The sequence below is a fragment of the Flavobacterium sp. KACC 22758 genome (assembly GCF_028736135.1).
Lineage (GTDB): Bacteria > Bacteroidota > Bacteroidia > Flavobacteriales > Flavobacteriaceae > Flavobacterium > Flavobacterium johnsoniae.
On record NZ_CP117878.1, the window covers coordinates 2,678,078 to 2,701,230 of the forward strand.

A 23,153-nucleotide genomic window follows, 5' to 3' on the forward strand; every position below is an offset into this window, starting at 1 on the left:
GTTATGTGTAAATATGATTTTAACTTATAATTTCTGATATTCGCTAAAAAAATGTTATGGACGTAAAAATGCATTCTTCTTGGAAACCAATTCTAAATGAAGAATTTCAAAAACCATATTTCAGCGAATTAATTTCTTTTGTAAAATCAGAATATACCACTAAGGTTTGTTATCCAAAGGGGAATCAGATTTTTTCTGCTTTTGATCATTGTCATTTTGATGAAGTAAAAGTGGTTATCATTGGGCAGGATCCTTATCACGGACCAAATCAGGCAAATGGTTTATGTTTTTCTGTAAATGACGGAATTCCTTTTCCTCCTTCTTTGCATAATATTTTTAAAGAAATAGAAACTGATTTAGGTAAACCAATGCCATCAACCGGTAATCTTGAGCGTTGGGCAGATCAGGGTGTATTTCTCTTAAATGCAACTTTAACGGTTAGGCAGTCTGAAGCGGGAAGCCACCAGGGAAAAGGCTGGGAAAAATTTACAGACGCTGTTATTAAACAAATTTCTGCCGAAAAAGAAAATGTTGTTTTTCTTCTTTGGGGCGGATTTGCTCAAAAGAAAGCTGCTTTGATTGATGCATCAAAACATCATATTTTAAAATCCGGACATCCTTCACCTTTAAGTGCAAACAGAGGTTTTTGGTTTGGAAACAAACATTTCAGCCAGACAAATGATTTCTTAAAATCAAAAGGATTAAAACAAATTGAATGGTAAATGATTAGAGGTTCTTTTTTATTCTAATAATTAAGGACCTCAAATTTTTCACCTGATACTCTAAAAATACTTGGGTCTACTGTGCAGTTTTGAAGTATTTTCCAATTTTCTTCTTCACTAAGACCGTAACAAAAATATATTCCGTCAAATTTTACTTTGCTGATATTGGCTTCAAAGCTTTGTTTGAATTCATAATCTCCATAATACGTTCGTGCGATTTTTCCAGTCCAGGAAATTTCAAAAGTATTATCAGCGTTTCTGTTTAAAACTATTTTATGATCGCAGCAGCTGTCGTGTCCTAATAAATAGATGTAAAAAGCTAAATCCTGAAAATCAAAATTATCTCCTAACGGTAATTTATCAGCAGTAAGGGTTTCGTGATTGAATTTAGAAAAATCAAATTTAATTTCGGGAGTTCCCATTACAATTCCGCCAGAATGCCATTCGGTTGACGATAATATACAATTATGGTAATTTTCCCAAACAGTTTTAGATTTCCAGTCAGAATCTGCCTCTTCTTCATCATCAGAATCATCTTCTGCATAATAAGAATCTGTCCTTAAATGAAAATCAAATAACAATCCTCTTTCCGGATCGACTCTTGCACTCCAAACAAATTCTTCTAAAGTATGTCCTAACGGATATGGATTATCATGGAAGAAAATTCTATTGGTTTTGTTCATGAGTCAAAAATAAAGAGAGATTATTTTTTTATGATTTCTTCTAAAACAGCTTTCTTTTCGTAGTTTACTACTTTTAATATAATTTCTTGATTTTTAGCTGTTTTTCCTTCAATTATATAAAGTTTTCCCTTTTTAAAAGGAATATTGCTTTGGTCAAAGTCAACATCACCGTACGTTAAAGTACTTTTGATGTCAGCGGTATCAATCCATTTTTCGTTTAAAGTCTGAATTGCTTTATCTGAATATTGAAAAGGTTTAGTTCTTAGATTATTTAAAACTCGGGCATTTGGAAAATAGTTGCAGCGAGTGTCTTTACCACTAAATACAAGGGCTACAAAAAAGCATCCCATAACTAATCCAATCAAATAATAGGCAAAACGGTGTACGAACTTCATGAAATAAAATTTTTGCAAAGGTACATTAAAGTTCCTTTAAAATACAAGTAAATTAATATCGTTGTCTGGCAGGTCGAACCAGTCGCCAATAGCTTTATTTGTTAGAATTCCATGATATAAATAAATTCCGTTTTTTAAGCCTTTATTGCATCTTATAGCACTTTCGATACCACCATCTTCGGCTATCTGATGAAGATAAGGTGTTAAGATGTTACTTATTGATAATGAGGCAGTTTTAGAATAACGAGAAGGTATATTTGGTACACAATAGTGTAAAACATTGTTTTTAATGAAAGTTGGTTTTTCATGAGTTGTTACTTCAGAACTTTCAAAACAGCCGCCCGTATCGATACTTACATCAACAATTACGGCACCTTTTTTCATGTGTTCTACCATGGTTTCACTAACAACAATTGGACAGCGTTCTTTTCCACGCATAGCGCCAATTGCCACATCACAACGTCTTAAAGCTTTTAATAATGCTTTTTGCTGAATGGTAGAAGTAAAAATTCTTTGGCTTAAATTATTTTGCAAACGGCGTAATTTTGTAATTGAATTATCAAAAACTTTTACATTTGCTCCCAATCCAATTGCAGTTTTTGCAGCGAATTCTCCAACTGTTCCAGCTCCAAGAATTACAACTTCGGTAGGCGGAACTCCGGTAATGTTCCCGAATAAAAGCCCTTTTCCAAATTCATTTGTAATCATTAATTCGGCAGCGATAAGAATAGAAGCCGTTCCTGCAATTTCACTTAAAGATTTTACGGCAGGATAAGAGCCATCTTCATCTTTTATATATTCGAAGGCAAGGGCAGTAATCTTTTTTTGTGCTAAAGCTTCAAAGTATTCTCTTTTTTTTGTTTTTAACTGAATAGCCGAAATAATTACTGTTTCAGGATTAATCATTTCAATTTCAGCTAATGTTGGCGGTTCTACTTTTAATAAAAACGGACATCCAAAAACTCTTTTCGTATCTTTTGTAATTTCTGCACCAGCATCTGAATATTCCTTATCTGTATAACTCGAACTTTCTCCGGCACCAGATTCGATCATAACACGATGTCCTTCATAAGTAAGAGAATTTACAGCATCCGGAGTTAAGCAGATACGACGTTCCTGATAACTTGTTTCCTTAGGGATTCCTATAAAAAGTTCTCTTTTAAAACGACCAACCTCAAGTTTTTCTTCTTGCGGAATCAATTGTTGTTTTGTAAATGGAGTTAAGGTAATTGACATGGATAATGCAAAAAATTAAGGGTACAAATTACGTAAAAAGTTTTAAAATTAGTGTAAAAATTGTGCTAATACTAATGTTGAATGTTAAGTTATTTTTTGCGCCATTTTTTTGCGGTTGCTATACATTTTATGGCCAGACAAAAATAGATTTATCTCTTATTCGTCATCATTATATTCTGAATTATTACGGACCCATTCATCGCCAATTAATTTTCTCTGGGCTTCTTCTCCATATTCGAGATCAAATAATTCATTTAGCGTTTTGTCTTTTAATATTATTTGTTCCAAAGCAACAATTATAATATTTTCAGTTGATATTTCATCATCTGTCAAAAACTGCCAATCACCATCATTATCGTGAATAACCTTTACAACTGTTTTTCCTTCTTGAAGCCATTGTCTCGTTGTAAAAGTCGTGAGATTTTTGGGTTCTCTAAATTTGAAATCACTATTTCTGTCTAATAGTGGTTGTCTGTAAAGAAATTCTTCTTCGAAATTTTCTTCCCAAGGGAATTTATTACTTCTGTCTGTCCAAACTAATTGCAATGCCGGAATATCCTCCCTTTCATAGAAATTAATTGCAGTTCCAAAATAGTCTGAAATATTATTGGGATGAACTTTTAAAAATTCAGCTCTACTGTTTTTAAAAATATTTGTATAGTTTTTTCCTTCAACAATTGTTTCATTCTTTTTGATTATTTCGGCAACATCATTTATAATGGTATGTAAAAGAGAAGTTGATAATCCAAAGCAGATAATTTCAGGATGATTGTATTCTTTCCAAAGCCCTATGCTGTAAGCAAATGAAGGTAAGTAATCAGTTGATTCAATTAGGATAACTTGAAGACCATATTTTTCAATATTAATTTTAGTATCCCTGATTAATTTATTAGTATCAATACAATTATGATTTTTATCTGAGGTCATACGATCAATTTAACTTTAATTCTCTTTTTCCGTCTGCCAATAATTCAATTGTTATGGTCGAAGTTTCTTCCGGAAGTAGATTAGCAATTTTTTCAGACCACTCAATAAAACACCAGTTTCCTGAGTATAAATAATCATCAACGCCCATATCAAGAGCTTCGGTTTCTTTGTTTAATCTGTAAAAATCAAAATGATAAACAATTTGATTATTAGAAGTGTAATACTCATTTACCAAAGAAAAAGTGGGACTGCTTGTTGCATCTTCTACACCTAAACTTTTGCATAACTGCTTAATTAAAGTTGTTTTTCCAACTCCCATTTCACCATTAAAAAGTATGATTTTTTTAGGATTTGAAGCAATAATCTGCTCTGCAGCTTCTTGAATTTGATCTAATGAAAAAACGATATTCATTTTTATGTTTATTTATTTTAGTCTCAGTCGCAGTTTTAAGTCTCAGTTCAAAGCTGTAAACTACGACTGCAACTAAAAACTTTTCATTTAGTTTTATTGTTTTCCGCGAAAGCGAAATTCTTTATTTGCCGCAGATTAAAAGATTTTCAAGGATTTTTAATCTGTTTTAATCCTTTAATCTGTGGCAAAAATATTTCTAAATAGGTTTCAAGTCCTCTCTAAAAACTGAGACTGCGACTGAAAACTTTTTTATTTAGGGTTAAATACCAAAAACGGAATAATCATTTCTTCTAACGAAATCCCGCCGTGCTGATATGTGTTTTTATAGTAACTTACATAATGATTGTAGTTGTTTACATAAGCCAGGAAAAAATCATTTTTGGCAAAAATAAACGAACTGCTCATATTTATAGCCGGTAAACCAATTGTTTTTGGCTCTTTAACTACATAAACATCCTTTTGTTCGTATGTTAAACTACGTCCGGTTTTGTAACGCAAATTTAGACTTGTATTTTTATCTCCCACAACTTTCGACGGATTTTTTACATTAATTGTTCCGTGATCTGTTGTTAAGATTAATTTGAATCCTAAAAGCTGTGCCTGCTGAATAATTTCTAATAATGGAGAATTTTTAAACCAGCTTAGTGTAAGTGAGCGATATGCTTTGTCATCAGAAGCTAATTCTTTTACAACTTCCATTTCAGTTTTTGCATGCGAAAGCATATCGACAAAATTGTAAACAACTGTTACTAAATCATTGCCTTTTAAGGCTTTGAAGTTTTCTGCCAGCTTTTTCCCGCCTGCATAATTGGTGATTTTAAAATAATCTTCCTTAATATTTAAACCTAAACGTTTAATTTGTGCCGAAAGAAATTCAGCTTCATAAAGGTTTTTTCCTCCGTCTTCAACGTCATTTTTCCAGTATTGCGGAAATTGTTTTTCCATATCCAAAGGCATTAAACCAGAGAAAATTGCATTTCTGGCATATTGTGTTGCAGTTGGAAGAATAGAGAAATACGGAACTTCTTTTTCTAATTTGTAATAGTTAGAAATTACAGTTTCAAAAGATTTCCATTGATCGTATCTAAGATTATCAATTACAACAAACAAGATTGGTTTGTCTTTCTTTTTAATTTCCGGAACAACTAACTCTTTAAATAAATTATGAGATTGAATTGGTTTATCTGCTTTTGGAGCAAACCAGTCTTCATAATTTCTTTCGATATATTTCCCGAATTGTGAATTGGCTTCAACTTTTTGAGATTCAAGAATTTCAATCATCGCCTGATCGTTGATATCTTCGAGTTTTAATTCCCAGAAAAGTAGTTTTTTGTAGAGTTCAACCCAGTCTTCATACGAATTAACCATAGCTAATTCCATCGAAATTTTGCGGAATTCTTTTTGGTAATCTAATGTTGTTTTTTCTGTAATCAGCCTTGAATCATCCAGATTCTTTTTTAAACTCAGTAAAATTTGATTTGGATTTACTGGTTTTATCAAATAATCTGCGATTTTAGAACCAATTGCTTCTTCCATTATATATTCTTCCTCGCTCTTAGTAATCATAATCATCGGGATAGCTGATTTTTTTTCTTTCATTTCAGAAAGTGTTTCTAAACCGCTCATTCCCGGCATATTTTCATCAAGAAAAACAATGTCAAAGTTTTCTTCTTCAAACAAAGCAATAGCGTCAAGACCATTGTTGCTTGTTGTAACTTCGTAATTCTTTTTTTCGAGAAATAATATATGTGGCTTTAAAAGATCGATTTCATCATCGACCCAAAGTATTTTTATCTTATCCATAAACAGTTTTAATTTTAATGCAATTTAAATGTATAGAACTTAAAAAGTATTAAAAATAGTATAAAATTAGGAATGCTGAAATGAAATTTATTTTGAATTATTTTTTGGACCTGATTAATGTTTAAGAAAATACTGATATTAAATATCAACTTTTTAAGTTAAAAACTAAAATGTGTTTATACTTATTTACTTATATTTGTTGACCAAAAAAATAACCAACTTGTGACTCAAATTAATAAATTAAAAATATTTAACGACCCAATTTATGGGTTTATTACTATACCGAACGAGCTCATTTACGATTTAATCCAACATCCTTATTTTCAGCGTCTACGCCGTATTTCACAAATGGGATTATCGTATTTAGTTTATCCAGGAGCAAATCATACACGTTTTCATCATGCTTTGGGATGTATGCATTTAATGAAAAAAGCAATCGATACACTGCGTTTTAAAGATGTTGTTATTTCTGAAGAAGAAGAAAATGCTCTTTTAATAGCAATTTTGCTCCATGATATTGGTCATGGGCCATTTTCGCATGCAATGGAGAAAAGTATTGTTGAAGATGTACATCACGAAGCGATTTCGCTGTTGTTTATGAATCAGCTTAATGAAGAATTTGATGGAAGATTAAGTCTGGCAATTCAGGTTTTTAAAGGAGAATATCACAGGAAATTTATGCTGCAGTTGATTTCAAGTCAATTGGATATGGATAGAATGGATTATTTAAAAAGAGACAGTTTTTATACTGGAGTTGCCGAAGGAAATGTAAACTCAGAACGTTTGATCCAGATGATGAATGTGGTTGATGATGTTTTAGTAATTGAAGAAAAAGGAATTTATTCTGTCGAAAAATTTCTGCTTTCAAGAAGATTAATGTACTGGCAGGCGTATTTGCATAAAACTAGCTTGGTTGCCGAATTAATTTTAATGAAGGTATTAAAAAGAGCCAAAGAGCTTACTCTAAAAGGAGTTAAACTTCCTTGCAGTGAACCGCTTATGTATTTCATGCAGAATAAAATTACTTTAGAAGATTTTGATGCCGAAAAATTAGATTTGTTTTCTCAATTAGATGATTTTGATATTATAAGTGCACTAAAATCTTGGCAGAGACATCCGGATTTTATACTTTCAACTTTAAGCAAAATGATCATTAATCGAGATTTGTTAAAGATAAAACTTAGTGCAGATAAAATTCCGATGGAGGAATCACAGTCTTTAAAAGAAGAGTTTGCAGAAGCGCATAATATTTCGGCTTTAGATGCGGGTTATTTCATATTTAGAGGTAAAATTAAGAATCAGGCCTATAGTAAAGCTGCCGAACCAATACGAATTTTGAAAAAAGATAAAACAATTGAGGATGTTGTTGAAGCTTCTGATCAATTGAATTTGAAATCGTTATCTAAATTGGTGACAAAATATTATATCTGTTTTCCAAAACAACTTATCTAAAATTAACATTTAAAATCTATTTTTTATATTTTTGTCGCGATGAAATTTACAGCAGAACAAATAGCAGGAATTTTAGAAGGAGAAGTTGTTGGAAATCCCAATGCAGAAGTTTCTCGACTTTCTAAGATAGAAGAAGGTGAGGAGGGATCTCTCACTTTTTTGGCTAATCCCAAATATATCAATTACATATATAGTACAAAGGCAACTGTTACAATTGTTAACGACACCTTTATTCCTGAACAGGAAATTACTACTACACTAATAAAAGTAGAAGATGCATATGCAGCGTTTTCTAAACTTTTACACTTTTACAATCAGGTAAAATTAAATAAAAACGGAATCGAGCCGCAGTCATTTATGTCTGAAGGAACTAAATATGGAGAAAATCTTTATTTGGGAAGTTTTAGTTACGTAGGGCAAAATGTCGTTTTGGGAGATAATGTTAAAATTTATCCTAACAGTTTTATTGGAGATAATGTAACAATAGGTAATAATGTGTTTATTTTTGCCGGCGCAAAAATTTATTCAGAAACTGTAATTGGAAATAATTGCACTATTCATTCAGGAACTATTATAGGTGCAGATGGTTTTGGTTTTGTACCAAATGAAGAAGGAGTTTACAGTAAAGTACCGCAGATTGGCAACGTTATTATTGAAGATAACGTAGATATTGGTGCAAATACAACAATAGACAGAGCAACTCTTGGTTCTACAATTATTAGACAAGGAGTAAAATTAGACAATCAAATTCAGGTCGCCCATAATGTTGAAATTGGTAAAAACACAGTAATTGCGGCACAAAGCGGCGTTGCAGGTTCTACTAAAATTGGTGAGAATTGTATGATTGGAGGGCAGGTTGGTATCGCAGGCCACTTAACTATTGGAAATAATGTGAGACTTCAGGCGCAGTCTGGGGTTGCGAGAAACATTAAAGATGATGAAATTCTGCAGGGAACGCCATCTCTTGGATATACTGACTTTAATAAATCGTATGTTCACTTTAAAAATCTTCCTAAGATAGTTGCCGAAGTTGAAGAAATAAAAAAACAAATAATAAACCCAAAAAATGGAAATAATGGTTAAACAGAAGACCATCAAAAATGAAATTTCACTAACAGGAGTTGGATTACATACTGGAAAAGAAGTTACTATGACTTTTAAACCTGCTCCTATTAATAATGGTTTCACTTTTGTAAGAGTAGATTTGCAAGGCCAGCCAGTCATTGAGGCTGACGCTAATTATGTTGTTAATACGCAAAGAGGAACTAATTTAGAAAAATTAGGTGTTAAAATACAAACTCCTGAACACGTTTTAGCTGCAGTAGTTGGTTGCGATTTGGATAATATTATTATTGAATTGAATGCCTCTGAACTACCTATTATGGATGGTTCATCAAAATATTTTGTTGAAGCAATTGAAAAAGCCGGAATTGAAGAACAAGACGCAAGCCGTAATGTTTATGTAGTAAAAGAAGTTATTTCGTTTACAGATGAAGCAACAGGAAGCGAAATTCTTGTTATGCCAAGCGATGAATACCAAGTCACTACTATGGTAGATTTTGGTACAAAAGTTTTAGGTACTCAAAATGCAACTTTAAAAAGTTTATCAGACTTTAAAGAAGAAATTGCAAGTTCTAGAACATTCAGCTTTTTACACGAATTAGAATCATTATTAGAACACGGCCTAATTAAAGGCGGTGATTTAAATAACGCAATTGTATATGTAGATAAGGAAATCTCTGAGTCTACTATGGAGAATTTAAAGAAAGCTTTTGGTAAAGATGAAATATCTGTAAAACCAAACGGCGTTTTAGACAACCTTACTTTACATTATCCAAACGAAGCTGCAAGACACAAATTGCTTGATGTTATTGGAGATTTATCTCTAATTGGAGTTCGCATTCAAGGAAAAATTATTGCAAATAAACCTGGGCATTTTGTAAACACTCAGTTTGCTAAAAAACTGGCAAAAATCATTAAAATAGAGCAAAGAAATCATGTTCCTGTTTACGATTTGAACCAAGAACCATTGATGGATATTCACAAAATCATGTCAATGCTTCCTCACAGACCACCATTCTTGTTAATTGACAGAATTATCGAAATGTCTGATCGTCATGTGGTTGGTTTGAAAAATGTTACTATGAATGAGAATTTCTTCGTAGGACATTTCCCTGAGGCTCCAGTAATGCCTGGAGTTTTAATTGTAGAGGCAATGGCACAAACGGGAGGAATTTTAGTTTTAAGCACAGTTCCAGATCCGGAAAATTACTTAACATATTTCATGAAAATTGACAATGTTAAGTTCAAACACAAAGTACTGCCGGGTGATACGTTAATTTTTAAATGTGAATTGATTTCTCCTATCAGAAGAGGAATCTGTCACATGCAGGCTAATGCTTATGCAAATGGAAAATTAGTAACTGAGGCAGAATTAATGGCACAAATTGCAAGAAAACAATAATTAATCAAATTTATTGTTTAGGTTTGTTGCCCTAAAATTAGATTATTTTAATTTAAAATATAAAACATAGATGAATCAACCATTAGCATATGTTCATCCTGGCGCGAAAATCGCTAAAAACGTTGTAATTGAGCCTTTTACAACAATTCACAATAATGTTGTTATTGGTGATGGTACTTGGATTGGTTCAAATGTAACCATTATGGAAGGAGCTCGAATTGGAAAAAATTGTAACATTTTTCCAGGAGCTGTAATTTCTGCTGTGCCTCAGGATTTAAAATTTGGCGGTGAAGATTCTTTAGCTATTATTGGTGACAATTGTACAATTAGAGAGTGCGTAACTATTAATAGAGGAACAATTGCTTCAGGACAAACTATTCTTGGAAACAATTGCTTAGTTATGGCTTACGCTCACATTGCTCACGATTGCGAAATTGGTAATAATGCAATTATTGTAAACGGTGTAGCATTAGCTGGTCACGTAGTTGTTGGTAATCATGCCGTAATTGGCGGTTTGGCAGCAATTCACCAATTTATTCATATTGGAGATCATGCTATGATTTCTGGCGGATCTCTGGTAAGAAAAGATGTTCCTCCTTACACAAAAGCGGCTAAAGAACCATTGTCGTATGTTGGTATCAATTCAGTTGGTTTAAGAAGAAGAGGATTTAGTACTGAAAAAATTAGAGAAATTCAGGAAATTTACAGAATTTTATATCAGAAGAATTACAATACTACACAAGCTTTAAGTATTATTGAAGCTGAAATGGAAGCAACTCCTGAGAGAGATGAAATTCTTGATTTTATCAGAAATTCATCACGAGGAATTATGAAAGGTTATTCGGGAAACTATTAAAATAAAAGTTTAATTGTTTATTTGTTTAATCGGTTAATCGAAAAAACAGTTAAACGGTTCAACGATTCAACAAAAAATAAATAAAATTAAAAACAAATGGCGTCTACATCAGATATTAGAAACGGATTGTGTATTAAATTTAATCACGATATTTATAAAATTATTGAATTTCTTCACGTTAAACCTGGAAAAGGTCCAGCTTTCGTAAGAACGAAATTAAAAAGTTTAACTTCAGGAAAAGTATTAGATAATACTTTTTCAGCAGGTCATAAAATTGACGTTATACGTGTTGAAACACATACATTTCAGTTTTTATATCCAGAAGGTGATGAATTTCACTTTATGAATGCCGAAACTTTTGAGCAGATTTCTTTAAATAAAAATATCTTAGATGCTCCGGATTTATTAAAAGAAGGAACAAATGTAATGGTTCAGATTAATACTGAAACTGATTTGCCTTTATCTGTAGATATGCCTGCATCAGTAATTTTAGAAGTTACTTATGCTGAGCCGGGAGTAAAAGGAAATACTGCAACAAATGCTACTAAAAACGCTACTGTTGAAACAGGTGCAAATGTAAACGTTCCTTTGTTCATCAACGAAGGTGATAAAATTAAAATTGATACAGCTTCTGGTTCTTACATGGAGCGTGTAAAAGAGTAGTCTTTTAATTAAGATAATTTGGACAATGAGTCAATTAGATAATTTGTGAATCGACATAATTTTGTATATTCACATTCTAATTGACTCATTTTCTAATTGACAAATTTTCTAATTATTATATATGAAATTTCCAAAGAGTCATTCTTTACAAGAAATTGCCAATTTGCTTAACTGCAAATTTATTGGAGACAAAGACTTTCAGGTTTTAGGTATGAACGAAATACATGTCGTTGAACCTGGAGATATTGTATTTGTTGACCATCCAAAATATTACGATAAAGCTTTACAGTCTGCAGCCACTATCGTTTTAATTAACAAAGAAGTGGAATGCCCGGAAGGTAAAGCTCTTTTAATTTCTGATGATCCTTTCAGAGATTTCAATAATTTAACCAGACATTTTAAACCATTTCAATTTGCTAATGTTGCAATCTCAGCTACAGCACAAATTGGAGAAGGAACTGTAATTCAGCCAAATAGTTTTATTGGTAATCATGTTAAAATTGGTAAGAACTGTTTGATTCATTCAAATGTGTCAATTTACGATCATACCGTGATTGGTGATAATGTTATTATACATGCCGGAAGTATTTTAGGAGCCGATGCTTTTTATTATAAAAAACGTCCGGAAGGATTCGATCAGTTAATATCTGGCGGTAGAGTTATTATTCAAGACAATGTTGGCATTGGTGCTCTTTGTACAATTGATAAAGGAGTTACTGGAGATACAACAATTAAAGAAGGTACAAAACTGGATAATCAGGTTCATGTTGGACATGATACAGTTATCGGAAAAAAATGTTTGATTGCATCACAAACAGGTATCGCCGGATGTGTTGTTATTGAAGATGAAGTTACAATTTGGGGACAAGTAGGAACCACCAGCGGCATTACGATAGGAGCAAAGGCTGTTATTATGGGTCAGACAGGTGTTACTAAATCTGTAGAAGGAGGGAAATCATACTTTGGAACTCCAATTGAAGAATCAAGAGAAAAATTAAAGCAGCTGGCTAATATCAAAAAGATTCCTGAAATTCTAAATAAATTGAAGTAATATGTCTATAAAAGAGTTTGTTCAAAAATTTTATAAGTCGGATGCCTTGATTGATAGTGAAGTTCTAAAAACTTATCTGCATCCGGATGTTATCATTGAATGGAATAGCAGTAAAGGATTCATAGAAATGAATCATGATTCGATTTTAGAAATGGCAAATGAACTTAGCAGGGCATATGTACGATCTAAAGTGAGAATAAGCCATATTATTGCCGAAGATGATTTAGTATCAGTACGTTATTCTCATTATGTAAAAACAATCGAGAACCCTCGTGAAGAGATGCTTCTGGCACATTTTTCAACGATCTGGCAGATAAAAGATGACAAACTTTACAGAGGTTATCAGATGAGTCAATTTTCTTAATATTTTTTTGACAATAAAAGAGGCAAAATACATTACAAAACCTTATTTTTGCAACACAAATTTAAAAACTACATAAAATATATATCATGAGTGTTTTAGTTAATAAAGATTCCAAAATAATTGTTCAGGGATTTACAGGAAGCGAAGGAACTTTCCACGCTTCTCAAATGATTGAGTACGGTACTAATGTTGTTGGTGGTGTTACTCCAGGAAAAGGAGGTACAAGCCATTTAGACCGCCCGGTTTTTAATACAGTAAAAGATGCTGTTGATCAAGCTGGTGCTGATACTTCTATCATTTTTGTTCCGCCGGCTTTTGCTGCTGATGCAATTATGGAAGCTGCTGATGCTGGAATTAAAGTAATTATTGCTATTACAGAAGGAATTCCTGTAGCAGACATGATTAAAGCAAATAATTATGTTAAAGAAAGAAGTTCAAGATTAATTGGACCAAACTGTCCGGGTGTTATTACTCCAGGTGAGGCTAAAGTTGGAATTATGCCAGGTTTCGTTTTCAAAAAAGGAACTGTTGGTATCGTTTCTAAATCAGGAACTTTAACTTATGAAGCTGCTGACCAAGTTGTAAAACAAGGTTTAGGAATTACTACAGCTATTGGTATTGGTGGAGATCCAATCATTGGAACTACAACTAAAGAAGCTGTTGAATTATTAATGAACGATCCAGAAACTGAAGCAATCATCATGATTGGTGAAATTGGAGGTCAATTAGAAGCTGATGCTGCAAAATGGGTAAAAGCTGATGGTAACCGTAAACCAGTTATTGGTTTTATCGCTGGAGAAACTGCTCCTGCTGGTAGAACAATGGGTCACGCAGGTGCAATCGTTGGAGGTTCTGATGATACAGCTGCTGCTAAAAAACAAATTATGAGAGACAACGGAATTCACGTTGTTGATTCACCAGCTGAAATTGGTAAAAAAGTAAAAGAAGTATTAGGATAATCTCTAATATCAAAATAACAAATTCCAAAAAAAGTCTCAATATCCTGTTGAGACTTTTTTACATTTTAAAAACTGAGGCATAGATAGAAAAATTTAGCATCGGAGAATCTCAGTCCCGATAGCTGTCAGGATAGAAGCTTAAAAAGAAAATATGTACAAAGAATTAGAAAAATTTAAATCAAGTAATAGTTTTACTTTTACTGTAAATGATAGTTTAGAAGAAGTTTGCAATGCTCCGGAAGGAAGTGCAGGGATTTTTGTGGTTTATGAAATTGACGGAGATTCAAAAGAATTAATCATGGCTGGTTCTACTGGAACAGTTCAAAATGACGGAACTCTTAAAACTAAAAATGGAGGTTTATACGATAAAATTGTAAACGGACATCAATTTGCTAAAACAGGGAGAAAATATTCTTGGCCGGCACAAATGAAATTAGAGAACATTTCTGTTCTTGAAGTAGTTTGGTACGAAACATTTAATGCAGATGTAAAAGCTATTCCGACTGCAGTTGAAGGACAGATCTTGCAAAACTTTTTAGATGAAAATGCAAAATTGCCTAGATGGAATGTAGCTTTTTAAAAAGCGATAAAAATAGCGACAGCAATACATTAAAGCCTTATAGATTCTATAGGGCTTTTTGCTTTTTATGTTGTGTTAATTCTTGAAATACTGTGTTTTTAAGTAAATAGTTTATCGATGTAAAATCTTATAATTTGAGATTATTTCTTAATTCTGAATAATTTTAACATTTCCTTAAGACCCTAGTGATACCAAAAGAAAGAGAGAGTTTTCTATGTTAGAGAACTGTCTCTTTTGTGTAAAATAATTGGTTTTAAATATTTGCTTTTATATATTTATCGAACAATTAAAAGTAATAATGTTAAAATAGTGTATTTTTTACATTAAGAAACCTACTGCTTTTAGCAGTTATAATTCACTATTATGAAGACCCGAATCCTACCAGCCAATTTAATCGATGACAATACACTTTGGAATGATTTAATATTAGGAGATGAGAAATCATTTTCCCTATTATTTGAGCGTTATTATGGTGATCTGGTCAGTTACGGGAATTCACTTTCACCTTATGCAGAAAAAGTACAGGATTGTGTTCAGGATGTTTTTACCGATATCTGGGTATACCGCAGTTCTTTGCAGAGCAGTGTAGTAGTAAAAGCTTACTTATTATCGAGTGTTAGAAAAAGAATTGCACGTTTATTTGAACGTGATCATATTTTTAGAAAAACCGCAAGTACAGACGATATTGCTTTTCTTTTGGAATTTTCTGTAGAAAATGATCTTTTGGATGATGACTATGTTACAAAAGAAAAAGTTTCTTATCTAAATAAATTGTTAAACGAATTGCCTGCAAGACAAAAAGAAGCTTTATATCTTCGTTATCATCAGGCACTTTCGGTTGAGCAAATTGCCGAGATGCTGGATGTTAATTATCAGTCAGCCAGCAATTTACTTCATCGTGGTTTACTTACTCTTCGTAAAGAATGGAAGGGTAGTTTTGCCTTAATTACTCTATTGTTTTCAAGCTCTCTTTAAAAAAAGTTAAAAAAGTTTAAAAAAAATCATAATTTGGTGAGTATATAATAAGAAAACTGTCCTCTATGTTTTTGTAACCTTATTTTTAGATGCAAAAACGTAATAAATATACCGAAATAGAAGATTTCTTATCAGATGAATCATTCCAACAATGGGTTTTATCAAGAGTTGATGAAAACGGATGGGAAGAATGGACTTTAGAAAGTCGTCAGCGTGCGAAATTAGTTGAAGATGCAAGATTAATGCTTCTCGCAATGAAAATTCCAGAGAACGAATTGACTAAATCTGACATTCACAGAGCGTTGCAAAACACATGGCTCAAAATTCGTGAAAAAGAAAATCAAAAGAACGTTAAAACTTTAAAGTTAAATTCTTTCAGAAAAAGATTTCTTTCTGCTATAGCTGCAACACTAGTTATTGGTTTAATGTCAGCCTGGTTTTATAACAATCATTTTAAAACTGAAAACAAAATTGTAACCTACAAAGAACTTATTGATGAAAACAGTGAGGGATTAGTAGAACAAACCAACAATTCTAACAAACCACAAATTATTACTCTATCAGACGGCAGTTCTGTTTTACTGCAGCCCAATAGTAAATTGAGTTACCCTAAAATCTTTACCGGGAACGAAAGAAAGGTGTATTTATCCGGCGAAGGTTTCTTTGAAATTAGTAAAAATCCTAAAAAGCCTTTTTTCGTTTATGCGAACGAGATTGTTACAAAAGTAGTTGGAACCAGCTTTAGAGTTAAAGCTTATTCTGATCAGCCAGATGTAGAAATTTTAGTACGTACCGGTAAAGTTAAGGTAAAATCTAACGAATTAATTTCTAAATCAGACGAAGAAGAAATTGTGCTTCTTCCAAATCAGGCACTGAGATTTCTGCGGAACGATATGAAATTCAATAAAATTACAAATATCACTCAAGATCCTGTATTGGTTCAAAACGTTGGAAATATTGAACAATTGAGCTTTGAATTTAACGATATTCCGGTATCACAAATTTTTGAGACTATAGAGCAGGCGTATCTTGTAGATATAGATTATCCGCAAAATAAATTAAAAGAATGCCATTTAACCACATCACTGAGTGATCAGCCTTTAACAGAGAAATTAAAAATTGTCTGTAAAAGCATAGGTAATAATACCAGTTTTGAAATGAATGGAAATCAGATTATCATAACTTCAGAAGGCTGTAATTAATTTTATGTAACTGTAATTACATAGACAAACTATTTTTTAATGACTTCTTTTTTGAAGTGTAATCCTATTTTTTTGAAAATAAACGCGGCTAATTTCTATGTTTTTTATCAAAAATATTAACCAAAAACTTAACTCAACCAGAAATAAATTATTGCCTATGTAAAAAATGTACTGCAAAAAAAAGTGCCGAAATGCTGTAACATTATCGACACTTATAAAATTGAATTGCTTTCTGTAAAAAGTAATTCATCGTTTCTTAAAAATACACTCAAATTAGTATTAATCAAAACAAATCAAAATTATGAAAAAACCAGTTGTTAAACAACGATTACTCCATAGAATCATGAAAATAACACTATTTCAGTTTGTCTTGGCACTTGTGTTTTCGAGCTTTGCCGTGGCAAATAATGTAAATGGGCAAAAAAAATTAGATACAAAAGTTACCATTATAGTTGAAAATTTGACTCTTGATAATGCTTTATCTAAAATTGAAAAATCGGCTCATGTAAAATTTTCGTACAATTCAAGGCTCCCTCAATTAAGCCGAAAAGTTAGTATAGAAGCGAATCAGGAAACGCTTTCTAGCATTTTGAGCCGAATTTTGGTGCCATTTAATATTACTTTTTCAGAAGTGAGCAATCAAATTATTCTGCAAAAAACCACCGCAGATCCATTTGCAAGTGCAGATAATCATGATTCACTTTTTGAAGTACTAACCGCCGGACCAATTATTAAAGGTAAAGTAACAGATCAAACAGGAAGCCCGCTTCCGGGAGCTACAGTAATGGCAAAAGGAACAAAAGTTGCCGTTCTGACAGACTTTGATGGAAATTTCTCTATCGAAATGCCTGCAAATGCAGATAAACTTGTAATTTCTTACGTAGGTATGGAAACGAAAGAAATTGGAATTACTAACGTTACACCAACAGTTGTTCTTACAGAAGCAGGTCAAAACTTAAAAGAGGTTGTAGTTACAACAGGATATGAGAAAACATCTAAAAGAACATTTACAGGAGCAATCAGTAAAATCTCTGGTTCAGAGTTAAAAGTTGACGGTGTTGTTGATGTAAGCCGTATGATTGAAGGTAAGGCGGCAGGGGTTACAGTACAAAACGTTACAGGATCTTTTGGTGCTACTCCTAAAATTACAGTTCGTGGATCTTCTTCAATTTTTGGAGATACAAAACCATTATGGGTTATTGACGGTATTGTTCAGGAAGATATCATTAATGTTTCATTTGCAGACTTAGCTTCTGGAAATTCAGCAACATTATTAAGTTCTGCTGTAGCTGGATTAAATGCTAATGACATCCAAAGTATTGAAATCCTTAAAGATGCATCAGCTACTTCTATTTACGGTTCAAGATCTTTAAATGGAGTTGTGGTTGTTACGACTAAACAAGGGCGTAGAGATTCTCCATTAAAAATTAATTATACTGTAGAAAATACAGTAAGAACAGTTCCTAGTTACACTCAATATGATATTTTAAATTCTCAGGAATCTATGAGTGTTTTTCAGGAAATGAGAACAAAAGGATACTTAGATCAGAGTTCATCATTAACATCTAGATTTAGTGGTGTTTATGGTATTCTGGCTAAGCAAATCAACCTTTACCAAGAGTCAAATGGTTTATATGGTGTTAAAAATGAACAGCCTTATGTTAATGAATTCTTGAAAAAATATGAGTTAGGAAATACAGATTGGTTCAAAGTTTTATTTAGACCATCTATTACTCAAAATCATTCGTTAAGTTTTTCTGGTGGTGGAAAAAACAATACATTTTATGCTTCATTAGGATATTATACAGATCCGGGATGGACTTTGGCTGATAATGTAAAACAGTTATCATCAAATATTAAAGGTACATTTTTTATCAACGACAGATTAACAGTTACATTATCTACATTGGGATCTATTCGTGATCAGGAAGCTCCTGGAACCTACGAAAGTAAAAATGATGTTGTGTTTGGTAAAATTACCAGAGATTTTGACATCAACCCATTTAATTATGTATTAAGTACAAGTAGAACATTGAGACCTTACGATGAGAACGGTAATTTGGAGTACTACCAAAATAACTGGGCACCCATGAATATTCTTAATGAATTGAAAAATAATACGATGGACATTAAGGTACAGGATGTTCGTTTTCAAGGTGATCTAGATTATAAAATCAACAAGAACTTAACGTATAATTTTACAGGTTCTGCTCGTTATGCTAATACATCAAGAGAGCACAAAATTTACGAAGGTTCTAACGTTGTTGGAGCTTACAATGCAGGAGTTGGAGCAAACCTAAATACTCAAATTCAAAAAGATAACGTCTTTTTATATCAAAATCCAAACGATTTAACAGCACCAAAAATTTCGGTATTACCAAATGGAGGATTCTTAAGAAAATACACTAACGATATGACATCATATAATGTTAGAAATAGTATTACTTACAGAAATACATTTAATGATAAACATGAAGTTGAAGGATTCTTCGGGACAGAGTTTAGATCTGTAGATAGAAATAACGACAACTTTACTGCGGCTGGTATTCAATTTGGAAAAGGACTCAGCGCATTTACTGATCCTAAATTAATTGAAAAATTAATCAATGATGGAAACTCTTACTATGATTTTGGAGCAGAAAGAGAGCGTACAGTTGGTTTCTTTGGAAAAGTAGGATACACATACGATCGTCGTTATACTGCTTCTGTTACTGGACGTTATGATGGATCTAACAGACAAGGTGATAGTGGTTCTTCTAGATGGCTGCCAACTTATACAGTGAGTGGTAAATGGAATGTTAAAGAAGAAAGTTTTATGAAAGATGTAGAATCTGTAAATACTTTAGCACTTAGAGCTTCTTACGGTTTAACAGCTACAGCTGGACCGGCTACAAACTCATTGGCTATTTACAAAAGTTATATCACAGACCGTTTCAACACTGGTGACAGAGAAAACGCAATTCGTATTGAAGATTTACAAAACAAAGATTTGACTTGGGAGAAACAATATGAAACAAATATTGGTTTAGACTTAGGAATGTTCAGAAACAGAGTACAACTTACTACAGATGTTTATCGTCGTAAAGCATTTGATTTAATTGATTACGTAATTACATCAGGAATTGGTGGACAAGAAGTTAAGCAAGGAAACAATGCAGATATGGAGACAAAAGGTCTTGAGGTAGGTATTACTACTCAAAATATTACTAATCAAGATTTTAAATGGTCTACTACATTGAACTTTTCTATATATGATCAAAAAATTACAAAATTGGCTAACAAACCAGCTGTATTTGATTTAATTGCTACAAATGGTGGTAATACAGTAGGACATCCTAGAAACTCATTGTACTCTTACCAATTTACAGGGTTAAACAATCAAGGATTACCAACTTTTAAATTACAAGACGGTGCTGAAAGCAATATTACAGATGCTAACTTCCAAGATACTAATAATGTAACAAATTATTTGAAATACGAAGGATCTGTAGAGCCAAATAAATCAATTGGTCTTGCAAATACATTTACTTATAAAAATGTAACGCTATACGTATTTGTCGTAGGATCTGGAGGGAATAAAGTAAGATTAAACCCTGTATACAGTAATGCTTATAATGATCAAACTGTTTTTACAAAAGATTTTGCTAACAGATGGATTAATCCTGGTGACGAAAACTATACAAATGTTCCAGTTATTGCAGATAGATTGTTGAATAGAAATTATGGAGCGAGCGATTTACAAATTGCGTATAATACTTATAATTTTTCTGATGTTAGAATTGCAAGCGGTGATTTTGTAAGATTGAAAAATATATCTCTTGCATGGGAATTTCCAAGTGATTTCAAGAGAAAATTAGGAGTAGGAACTTTCAATTTAAAAGGATCAGCAGTTAACCCATGGTTGATTTATTCTGATAAAAAATTAAACGGTCAAGATCCTGAATTCCGTAACACAGGAGGTGTAGCATTCCCTATTACGGCACAATATACATTTGCAATAAATCTTTCATTTTAACAATAAAATTGATTATGAAAAATATAAAAATAACACTGTCATTATTATTAATGATCGGACTTAGCAGTTGTGATGATTTTCTTTCAGAAATACCAGATAACAGAACACAAATAGATACGCCGGAAAAAGTATCAGAATTACTAGTTACGGCTTATCCTAACAGATCGTATCTGCCAATTGGAGAGGTAATGTCAGACAATGTTTTTGATACTGAATCACAAGTTGTAACTAGTATTATTAATGAGGAAAGCTTTAACTGGGAAATGCATTCACAGATTGGGAATGATAGTGAAAATGCATTCTGGACAGCATCTTACGAAGCAATTGCAGCGGCAAACCAAGCCTTAGAAGCAATTGAAAAATTAGGAAACCCAGCTACTTTAAATCCACAAAAAGGAGAAGCATTAATAGCAAGAGCTTACAATCATTTTATGCTGGTTCAGTTTTGGTCAAACCGCTATAATCCAGCAACGGCAGCTACAGATTTAGGAGTGCCTTATATAACAAAACCAGAAACAGAATTATTAGCAAAGTACAAACGTAATACTGTTAAAGAAGTGTTCGATTTTATTGAGCAGGATATCAATGAAGGTTTAAAATATGTTACAAATGAGTATAAAGAACCTAAATTCCACTTTAACGTAGATGCATCTAAAGCTTTTGCAGCCCGTTTTTACTTAATAAAAGGAGATTGGGATAAAGTTCTTGAATTTACGGAGTCAATTGGTTCTAAACCAACAAAAATTAGAAATTGGACAGCTTTTAATGCAGTAGCTTTTGCTACAATGCCTATTGAATATTCTAGAGCAGAACAAGAAACTAATTTATTGATTAGCTATCCAAATTCAATTGCTAACAGAGTTGCAACTTATAGATTTAGTCTCCCTGGGAATAAATCTGATGAATTATTAGGAACTCAGACAAACATGTGGGGCAAAGCCAATTTAATTAGAGCTAATGGTCAATATTTTGGAGGTACAAATGTATTTACACCTAAACTTTACGAGTATTTTAAATATACTAACTTAACATCTGGTACAGGTATACCTTACACTGCAACAGTATTATTTAGTAATGACGAATTGTATTTGAATCGTATTGAGGCATTAGTAATGAAAAATAGAATGGCAGAAGCTAATACGGAATTAGGATACTTTTTAGGAACAAGAACCAGTGGGTATAATCCAGCAACAGATTTACTGAATGAAACAGTAGTGACAACAAAATATCCAGTAATTCCAAATGAATTTACTCCGTTTTATACATTAACTCCTGTTCAGACTTCTTATATTAAAGCAATAGCCGAAGCAAGAAGAAAAGATTTTCTTCGTGAAGGTGCTAGATGGTTTGATATTAAACGTTTTAACCTTGTTGTAACGCATAATACGCTTCAATTTGGTAAAATTACCAGAAGTAACGTTTTAGAAAAAGACGATAAAAGAAGAGCATTGCAGATTCCGCTTAGAGCTTCAGACAATGGTATTGAAAAAAATCCTAGATAAATTTTTAATTAGAAAGTATTATGAAAATATTCAAAACATATAAAATAGCAGTAATTGCTGGAGTTTTTCTTCTTGCATCTTGTGCTCAGGAGGATCAGCCAAAAGAAAGTCAATTAGATTTTTCAGTACCGGAGAAAACAGATTTAGACAAATGGATTGGTACTAATTTCTTAGATCCATATAACATTGCGGTATACTATGAGTGGAACCAAAATCTAGTAGACTTTAATAAATATTTATATCCGCCTTTAGTATCAAAAGTACAGCCGGCAATGGAAGTAGTTAAAAAAATCTGGATCGATAGTTATACAACTATTGGAGGAGTAAATTTTGTAAAAAAAGTAGCTCCAAGAGAATTTGTACTTGTTGGAGGTATAAACTTAAATACAAATGGTACTGTTACTTTAGGTCTTGCAGAAGCCGGCCAGAGAGTTTCTCTTTTTCAAATTGATAACCTGAATAAAAAAAGCAGATCAAGTGTAACTCAGTTTATTCACACTATTCAGCACGAGTACGTACATATTTTAAACCAGACAAAACCTTTTGATGAGCAGGCTTGGGCAAAACTTACACCATCAGGATATACTTCAACATGGTATAATGAACCAATTGCCACTTCAAGATCATTAGGATTTATAACAAGTTATGCGAGATTGAATATTTATGAGGATTTTGCTGAAACTGCTGCCACAATTTTAACAAGTTCAAAAGCAGAATATGATGCAATATTGGCTGGCGTTACAGATGCAACTGCTAAAGCTAACATTAAAGCAAAAGAAGCAATTGTAGTTAAATATTACAAAGATGCTTATAACGTAGATTTTTATGCTTTAAGAGATGAAGCTCAGAAAAATACAGATGCTGTCATAAATAATTAAGATATTAATTTTTA

General features: G+C 32.4%; 21 protein-coding genes. 15 read left to right on the plus strand and 6 right to left on the minus strand.

What is annotated here, in order from left to right; all coding sequences use genetic code 11:
* Positions 1-56 precede the first annotated feature (56 nt).
* Positions 57-722 (plus strand): uracil-DNA glycosylase, encoded by a 666-nt coding sequence (locus PQ462_RS11510; RefSeq protein WP_274253609.1) that lies wholly within the window; start codon positions 57-59, stop codon positions 720-722.
* A 23-nt stretch (positions 723-745) separates the two neighbouring features.
* Here PQ462_RS11510 and PQ462_RS11515 read toward each other — a convergent pair whose 3' ends face one another.
* The 6 genes from PQ462_RS11515 to porX form a co-directional block, all read right to left on the minus strand.
* A complete protein-coding gene (locus PQ462_RS11515; protein WP_274253610.1) occupies positions 746-1,405 on the minus strand; it encodes a hypothetical protein in 660 nt (219 codons plus the stop codon).
* 20 nt (positions 1,406-1,425) lie between these two features.
* Positions 1,426-1,800 (minus strand): DUF4258 domain-containing protein, encoded by a 375-nt coding sequence (locus PQ462_RS11520; protein ID WP_274253611.1) that lies wholly within the window; start codon positions 1,798-1,800, stop codon positions 1,426-1,428.
* Between the two features lie 36 nt (positions 1,801-1,836).
* Positions 1,837-3,036, minus strand: a complete 1,200-nt coding sequence (locus PQ462_RS11525) for an alanine dehydrogenase (RefSeq protein ID WP_012024968.1) — start codon at positions 3,034-3,036, stop codon at positions 1,837-1,839.
* 156 nt (positions 3,037-3,192) lie between these two features.
* Complete coding sequence (locus PQ462_RS11530) at positions 3,193-3,963, minus strand: DUF4262 domain-containing protein (protein WP_274253612.1); 771 nt, start codon at positions 3,961-3,963, stop codon at positions 3,193-3,195.
* Positions 3,964-3,967: 4 nt separating this feature from the next.
* Positions 3,968-4,375, minus strand: coding sequence for a tRNA (adenosine(37)-N6)-threonylcarbamoyltransferase complex ATPase subunit type 1 TsaE (tsaE, locus tag PQ462_RS11535; protein ID WP_274253613.1), 408 nt, complete (start codon positions 4,373-4,375; stop codon positions 3,968-3,970).
* 249 nt (positions 4,376-4,624) lie between these two features.
* Complete coding sequence (gene porX, locus PQ462_RS11540; RefSeq protein WP_274253614.1) at positions 4,625-6,178, minus strand: T9SS response regulator signal transducer PorX; 1,554 nt, start codon at positions 6,176-6,178, stop codon at positions 4,625-4,627.
* 222 nt (positions 6,179-6,400) lie between these two features.
* Here porX and PQ462_RS11545 point away from each other — a divergent pair, with 222 nt between their 5' ends.
* From PQ462_RS11545 to PQ462_RS11610, 14 genes are all read left to right on the plus strand, one after another.
* Entirely contained in the window at positions 6,401-7,630 is a 1,230-nt protein-coding gene (locus tag PQ462_RS11545; protein ID WP_073410478.1) for an HD domain-containing protein, read from the plus strand.
* Positions 7,631-7,669: 39 nt separating this feature from the next.
* The gene (gene lpxD, locus PQ462_RS11550; RefSeq protein WP_274253615.1) at positions 7,670-8,713 is read left to right on the plus strand and encodes a UDP-3-O-(3-hydroxymyristoyl)glucosamine N-acyltransferase; all 1,044 of its coding nucleotides are present in this window, start codon (positions 7,670-7,672) and stop codon (positions 8,711-8,713) included.
* Positions 8,706-10,094, plus strand: a complete 1,389-nt coding sequence (locus PQ462_RS11555) for a bifunctional UDP-3-O-[3-hydroxymyristoyl] N-acetylglucosamine deacetylase/3-hydroxyacyl-ACP dehydratase (protein WP_274253616.1) — start codon at positions 8,706-8,708, stop codon at positions 10,092-10,094. Before lpxD ends, PQ462_RS11555 begins: the two co-directional genes overlap by 8 nt.
* Before the next feature lie 70 nt (positions 10,095-10,164).
* Entirely contained in the window at positions 10,165-10,950 is a 786-nt protein-coding gene (gene lpxA / locus PQ462_RS11560) for an acyl-ACP--UDP-N-acetylglucosamine O-acyltransferase (protein ID WP_012024961.1), read from the plus strand.
* Between the two features lie 96 nt (positions 10,951-11,046).
* Positions 11,047-11,613 (plus strand): elongation factor P, encoded by a 567-nt coding sequence (gene efp / locus PQ462_RS11565; RefSeq protein ID WP_012024960.1) that lies wholly within the window; start codon positions 11,047-11,049, stop codon positions 11,611-11,613.
* A 121-nt stretch (positions 11,614-11,734) separates the two neighbouring features.
* Positions 11,735-12,664, plus strand: a complete 930-nt coding sequence (locus tag PQ462_RS11570) for a UDP-3-O-(3-hydroxymyristoyl)glucosamine N-acyltransferase (protein WP_274253617.1) — start codon at positions 11,735-11,737, stop codon at positions 12,662-12,664.
* A 1-nt stretch (position 12,665) separates the two neighbouring features.
* Positions 12,666-13,028: a nuclear transport factor 2 family protein gene (locus PQ462_RS11575; RefSeq protein ID WP_012024958.1), complete on the plus strand. Its 363-nt coding sequence runs from the start codon at positions 12,666-12,668 to the stop codon at positions 13,026-13,028.
* An 86-nt stretch (positions 13,029-13,114) separates the two neighbouring features.
* The gene (gene sucD, locus PQ462_RS11580; protein ID WP_012024957.1) at positions 13,115-13,987 is read left to right on the plus strand and encodes a succinate--CoA ligase subunit alpha; all 873 of its coding nucleotides are present in this window, start codon (positions 13,115-13,117) and stop codon (positions 13,985-13,987) included.
* Between the two features lie 151 nt (positions 13,988-14,138).
* Positions 14,139-14,567, plus strand: a complete 429-nt coding sequence (locus PQ462_RS11585; protein WP_274253618.1) for a hypothetical protein — start codon at positions 14,139-14,141, stop codon at positions 14,565-14,567.
* Between the two features lie 363 nt (positions 14,568-14,930).
* Entirely contained in the window at positions 14,931-15,542 is a 612-nt protein-coding gene (locus PQ462_RS11590) for an RNA polymerase sigma factor (RefSeq protein WP_274253620.1), read from the plus strand.
* 89 nt (positions 15,543-15,631) lie between these two features.
* Entirely contained in the window at positions 15,632-16,744 is a 1,113-nt protein-coding gene (locus tag PQ462_RS11595; protein WP_274253621.1) for a FecR family protein, read from the plus strand.
* Positions 16,745-17,045: 301 nt separating this feature from the next.
* On the plus strand, positions 17,046-20,759 hold the full coding sequence (locus PQ462_RS11600; protein WP_274253622.1) for a SusC/RagA family TonB-linked outer membrane protein: 3,714 nt from the start codon (positions 17,046-17,048) through the stop codon (positions 20,757-20,759).
* Between the two features lie 14 nt (positions 20,760-20,773).
* Positions 20,774-22,261 (plus strand): RagB/SusD family nutrient uptake outer membrane protein, encoded by a 1,488-nt coding sequence (locus tag PQ462_RS11605; RefSeq protein ID WP_274253623.1) that lies wholly within the window; start codon positions 20,774-20,776, stop codon positions 22,259-22,261.
* A gap of 20 nt (positions 22,262-22,281) precedes the next feature.
* The gene (locus tag PQ462_RS11610) at positions 22,282-23,139 is read left to right on the plus strand and encodes a zinc-binding metallopeptidase (protein ID WP_274253624.1); all 858 of its coding nucleotides are present in this window, start codon (positions 22,282-22,284) and stop codon (positions 23,137-23,139) included.
* Positions 23,140-23,153: the final 14 nt, after the last annotated feature.

What these genes read in the sequence shown, in the direction of transcription:
- PQ462_RS11570 (WP_274253617.1), top strand. Translation starts at nt 11,735, where the DNA reads ATGAAATTTCCAAAGAGTCATTCTTTACAAGAAATTGCCAATTTGCTT.
- PQ462_RS11510 (WP_274253609.1), top strand. Translation starts at nt 57, where the DNA reads ATGGACGTAAAAATGCATTCTTCTTGGAAACCAATTCTAAATGAAGAA.
- PQ462_RS11610 (WP_274253624.1), top strand. Translation starts at nt 22,282, where the DNA reads ATGAAAATATTCAAAACATATAAAATAGCAGTAATTGCTGGAGTTTTT.
- PQ462_RS11525 (WP_012024968.1), bottom strand. Translation starts at nt 3,036, where the DNA reads ATGTCAATTACCTTAACTCCATTTACAAAACAACAATTGATTCCGCAA.
- PQ462_RS11605 (WP_274253623.1), top strand. Translation starts at nt 20,774, where the DNA reads ATGAAAAATATAAAAATAACACTGTCATTATTATTAATGATCGGACTT.
- PQ462_RS11555 (WP_274253616.1), top strand. Translation starts at nt 8,706, where the DNA reads ATGGTTAAACAGAAGACCATCAAAAATGAAATTTCACTAACAGGAGTT.
- PQ462_RS11585 (WP_274253618.1), top strand. Translation starts at nt 14,139, where the DNA reads ATGTACAAAGAATTAGAAAAATTTAAATCAAGTAATAGTTTTACTTTT.
- PQ462_RS11590 (WP_274253620.1), top strand. Translation starts at nt 14,931, where the DNA reads ATGAAGACCCGAATCCTACCAGCCAATTTAATCGATGACAATACACTT.
- sucD (WP_012024957.1), top strand. Translation starts at nt 13,115, where the DNA reads ATGAGTGTTTTAGTTAATAAAGATTCCAAAATAATTGTTCAGGGATTT.
- PQ462_RS11515 (WP_274253610.1), bottom strand. Translation starts at nt 1,405, where the DNA reads ATGAACAAAACCAATAGAATTTTCTTCCATGATAATCCATATCCGTTA.
- PQ462_RS11530 (WP_274253612.1), bottom strand. Translation starts at nt 3,963, where the DNA reads ATGACCTCAGATAAAAATCATAATTGTATTGATACTAATAAATTAATC.
- tsaE (WP_274253613.1), bottom strand. Translation starts at nt 4,375, where the DNA reads ATGAATATCGTTTTTTCATTAGATCAAATTCAAGAAGCTGCAGAGCAG.
- PQ462_RS11595 (WP_274253621.1), top strand. Translation starts at nt 15,632, where the DNA reads ATGCAAAAACGTAATAAATATACCGAAATAGAAGATTTCTTATCAGAT.
- efp (WP_012024960.1), top strand. Translation starts at nt 11,047, where the DNA reads ATGGCGTCTACATCAGATATTAGAAACGGATTGTGTATTAAATTTAAT.
- porX (WP_274253614.1), bottom strand. Translation starts at nt 6,178, where the DNA reads ATGGATAAGATAAAAATACTTTGGGTCGATGATGAAATCGATCTTTTA.
- lpxD (WP_274253615.1), top strand. Translation starts at nt 7,670, where the DNA reads ATGAAATTTACAGCAGAACAAATAGCAGGAATTTTAGAAGGAGAAGTT.
- PQ462_RS11520 (WP_274253611.1), bottom strand. Translation starts at nt 1,800, where the DNA reads ATGAAGTTCGTACACCGTTTTGCCTATTATTTGATTGGATTAGTTATG.
- PQ462_RS11600 (WP_274253622.1), top strand. Translation starts at nt 17,046, where the DNA reads ATGAAAAAACCAGTTGTTAAACAACGATTACTCCATAGAATCATGAAA.
- PQ462_RS11575 (WP_012024958.1), top strand. Translation starts at nt 12,666, where the DNA reads ATGTCTATAAAAGAGTTTGTTCAAAAATTTTATAAGTCGGATGCCTTG.
- lpxA (WP_012024961.1), top strand. Translation starts at nt 10,165, where the DNA reads ATGAATCAACCATTAGCATATGTTCATCCTGGCGCGAAAATCGCTAAA.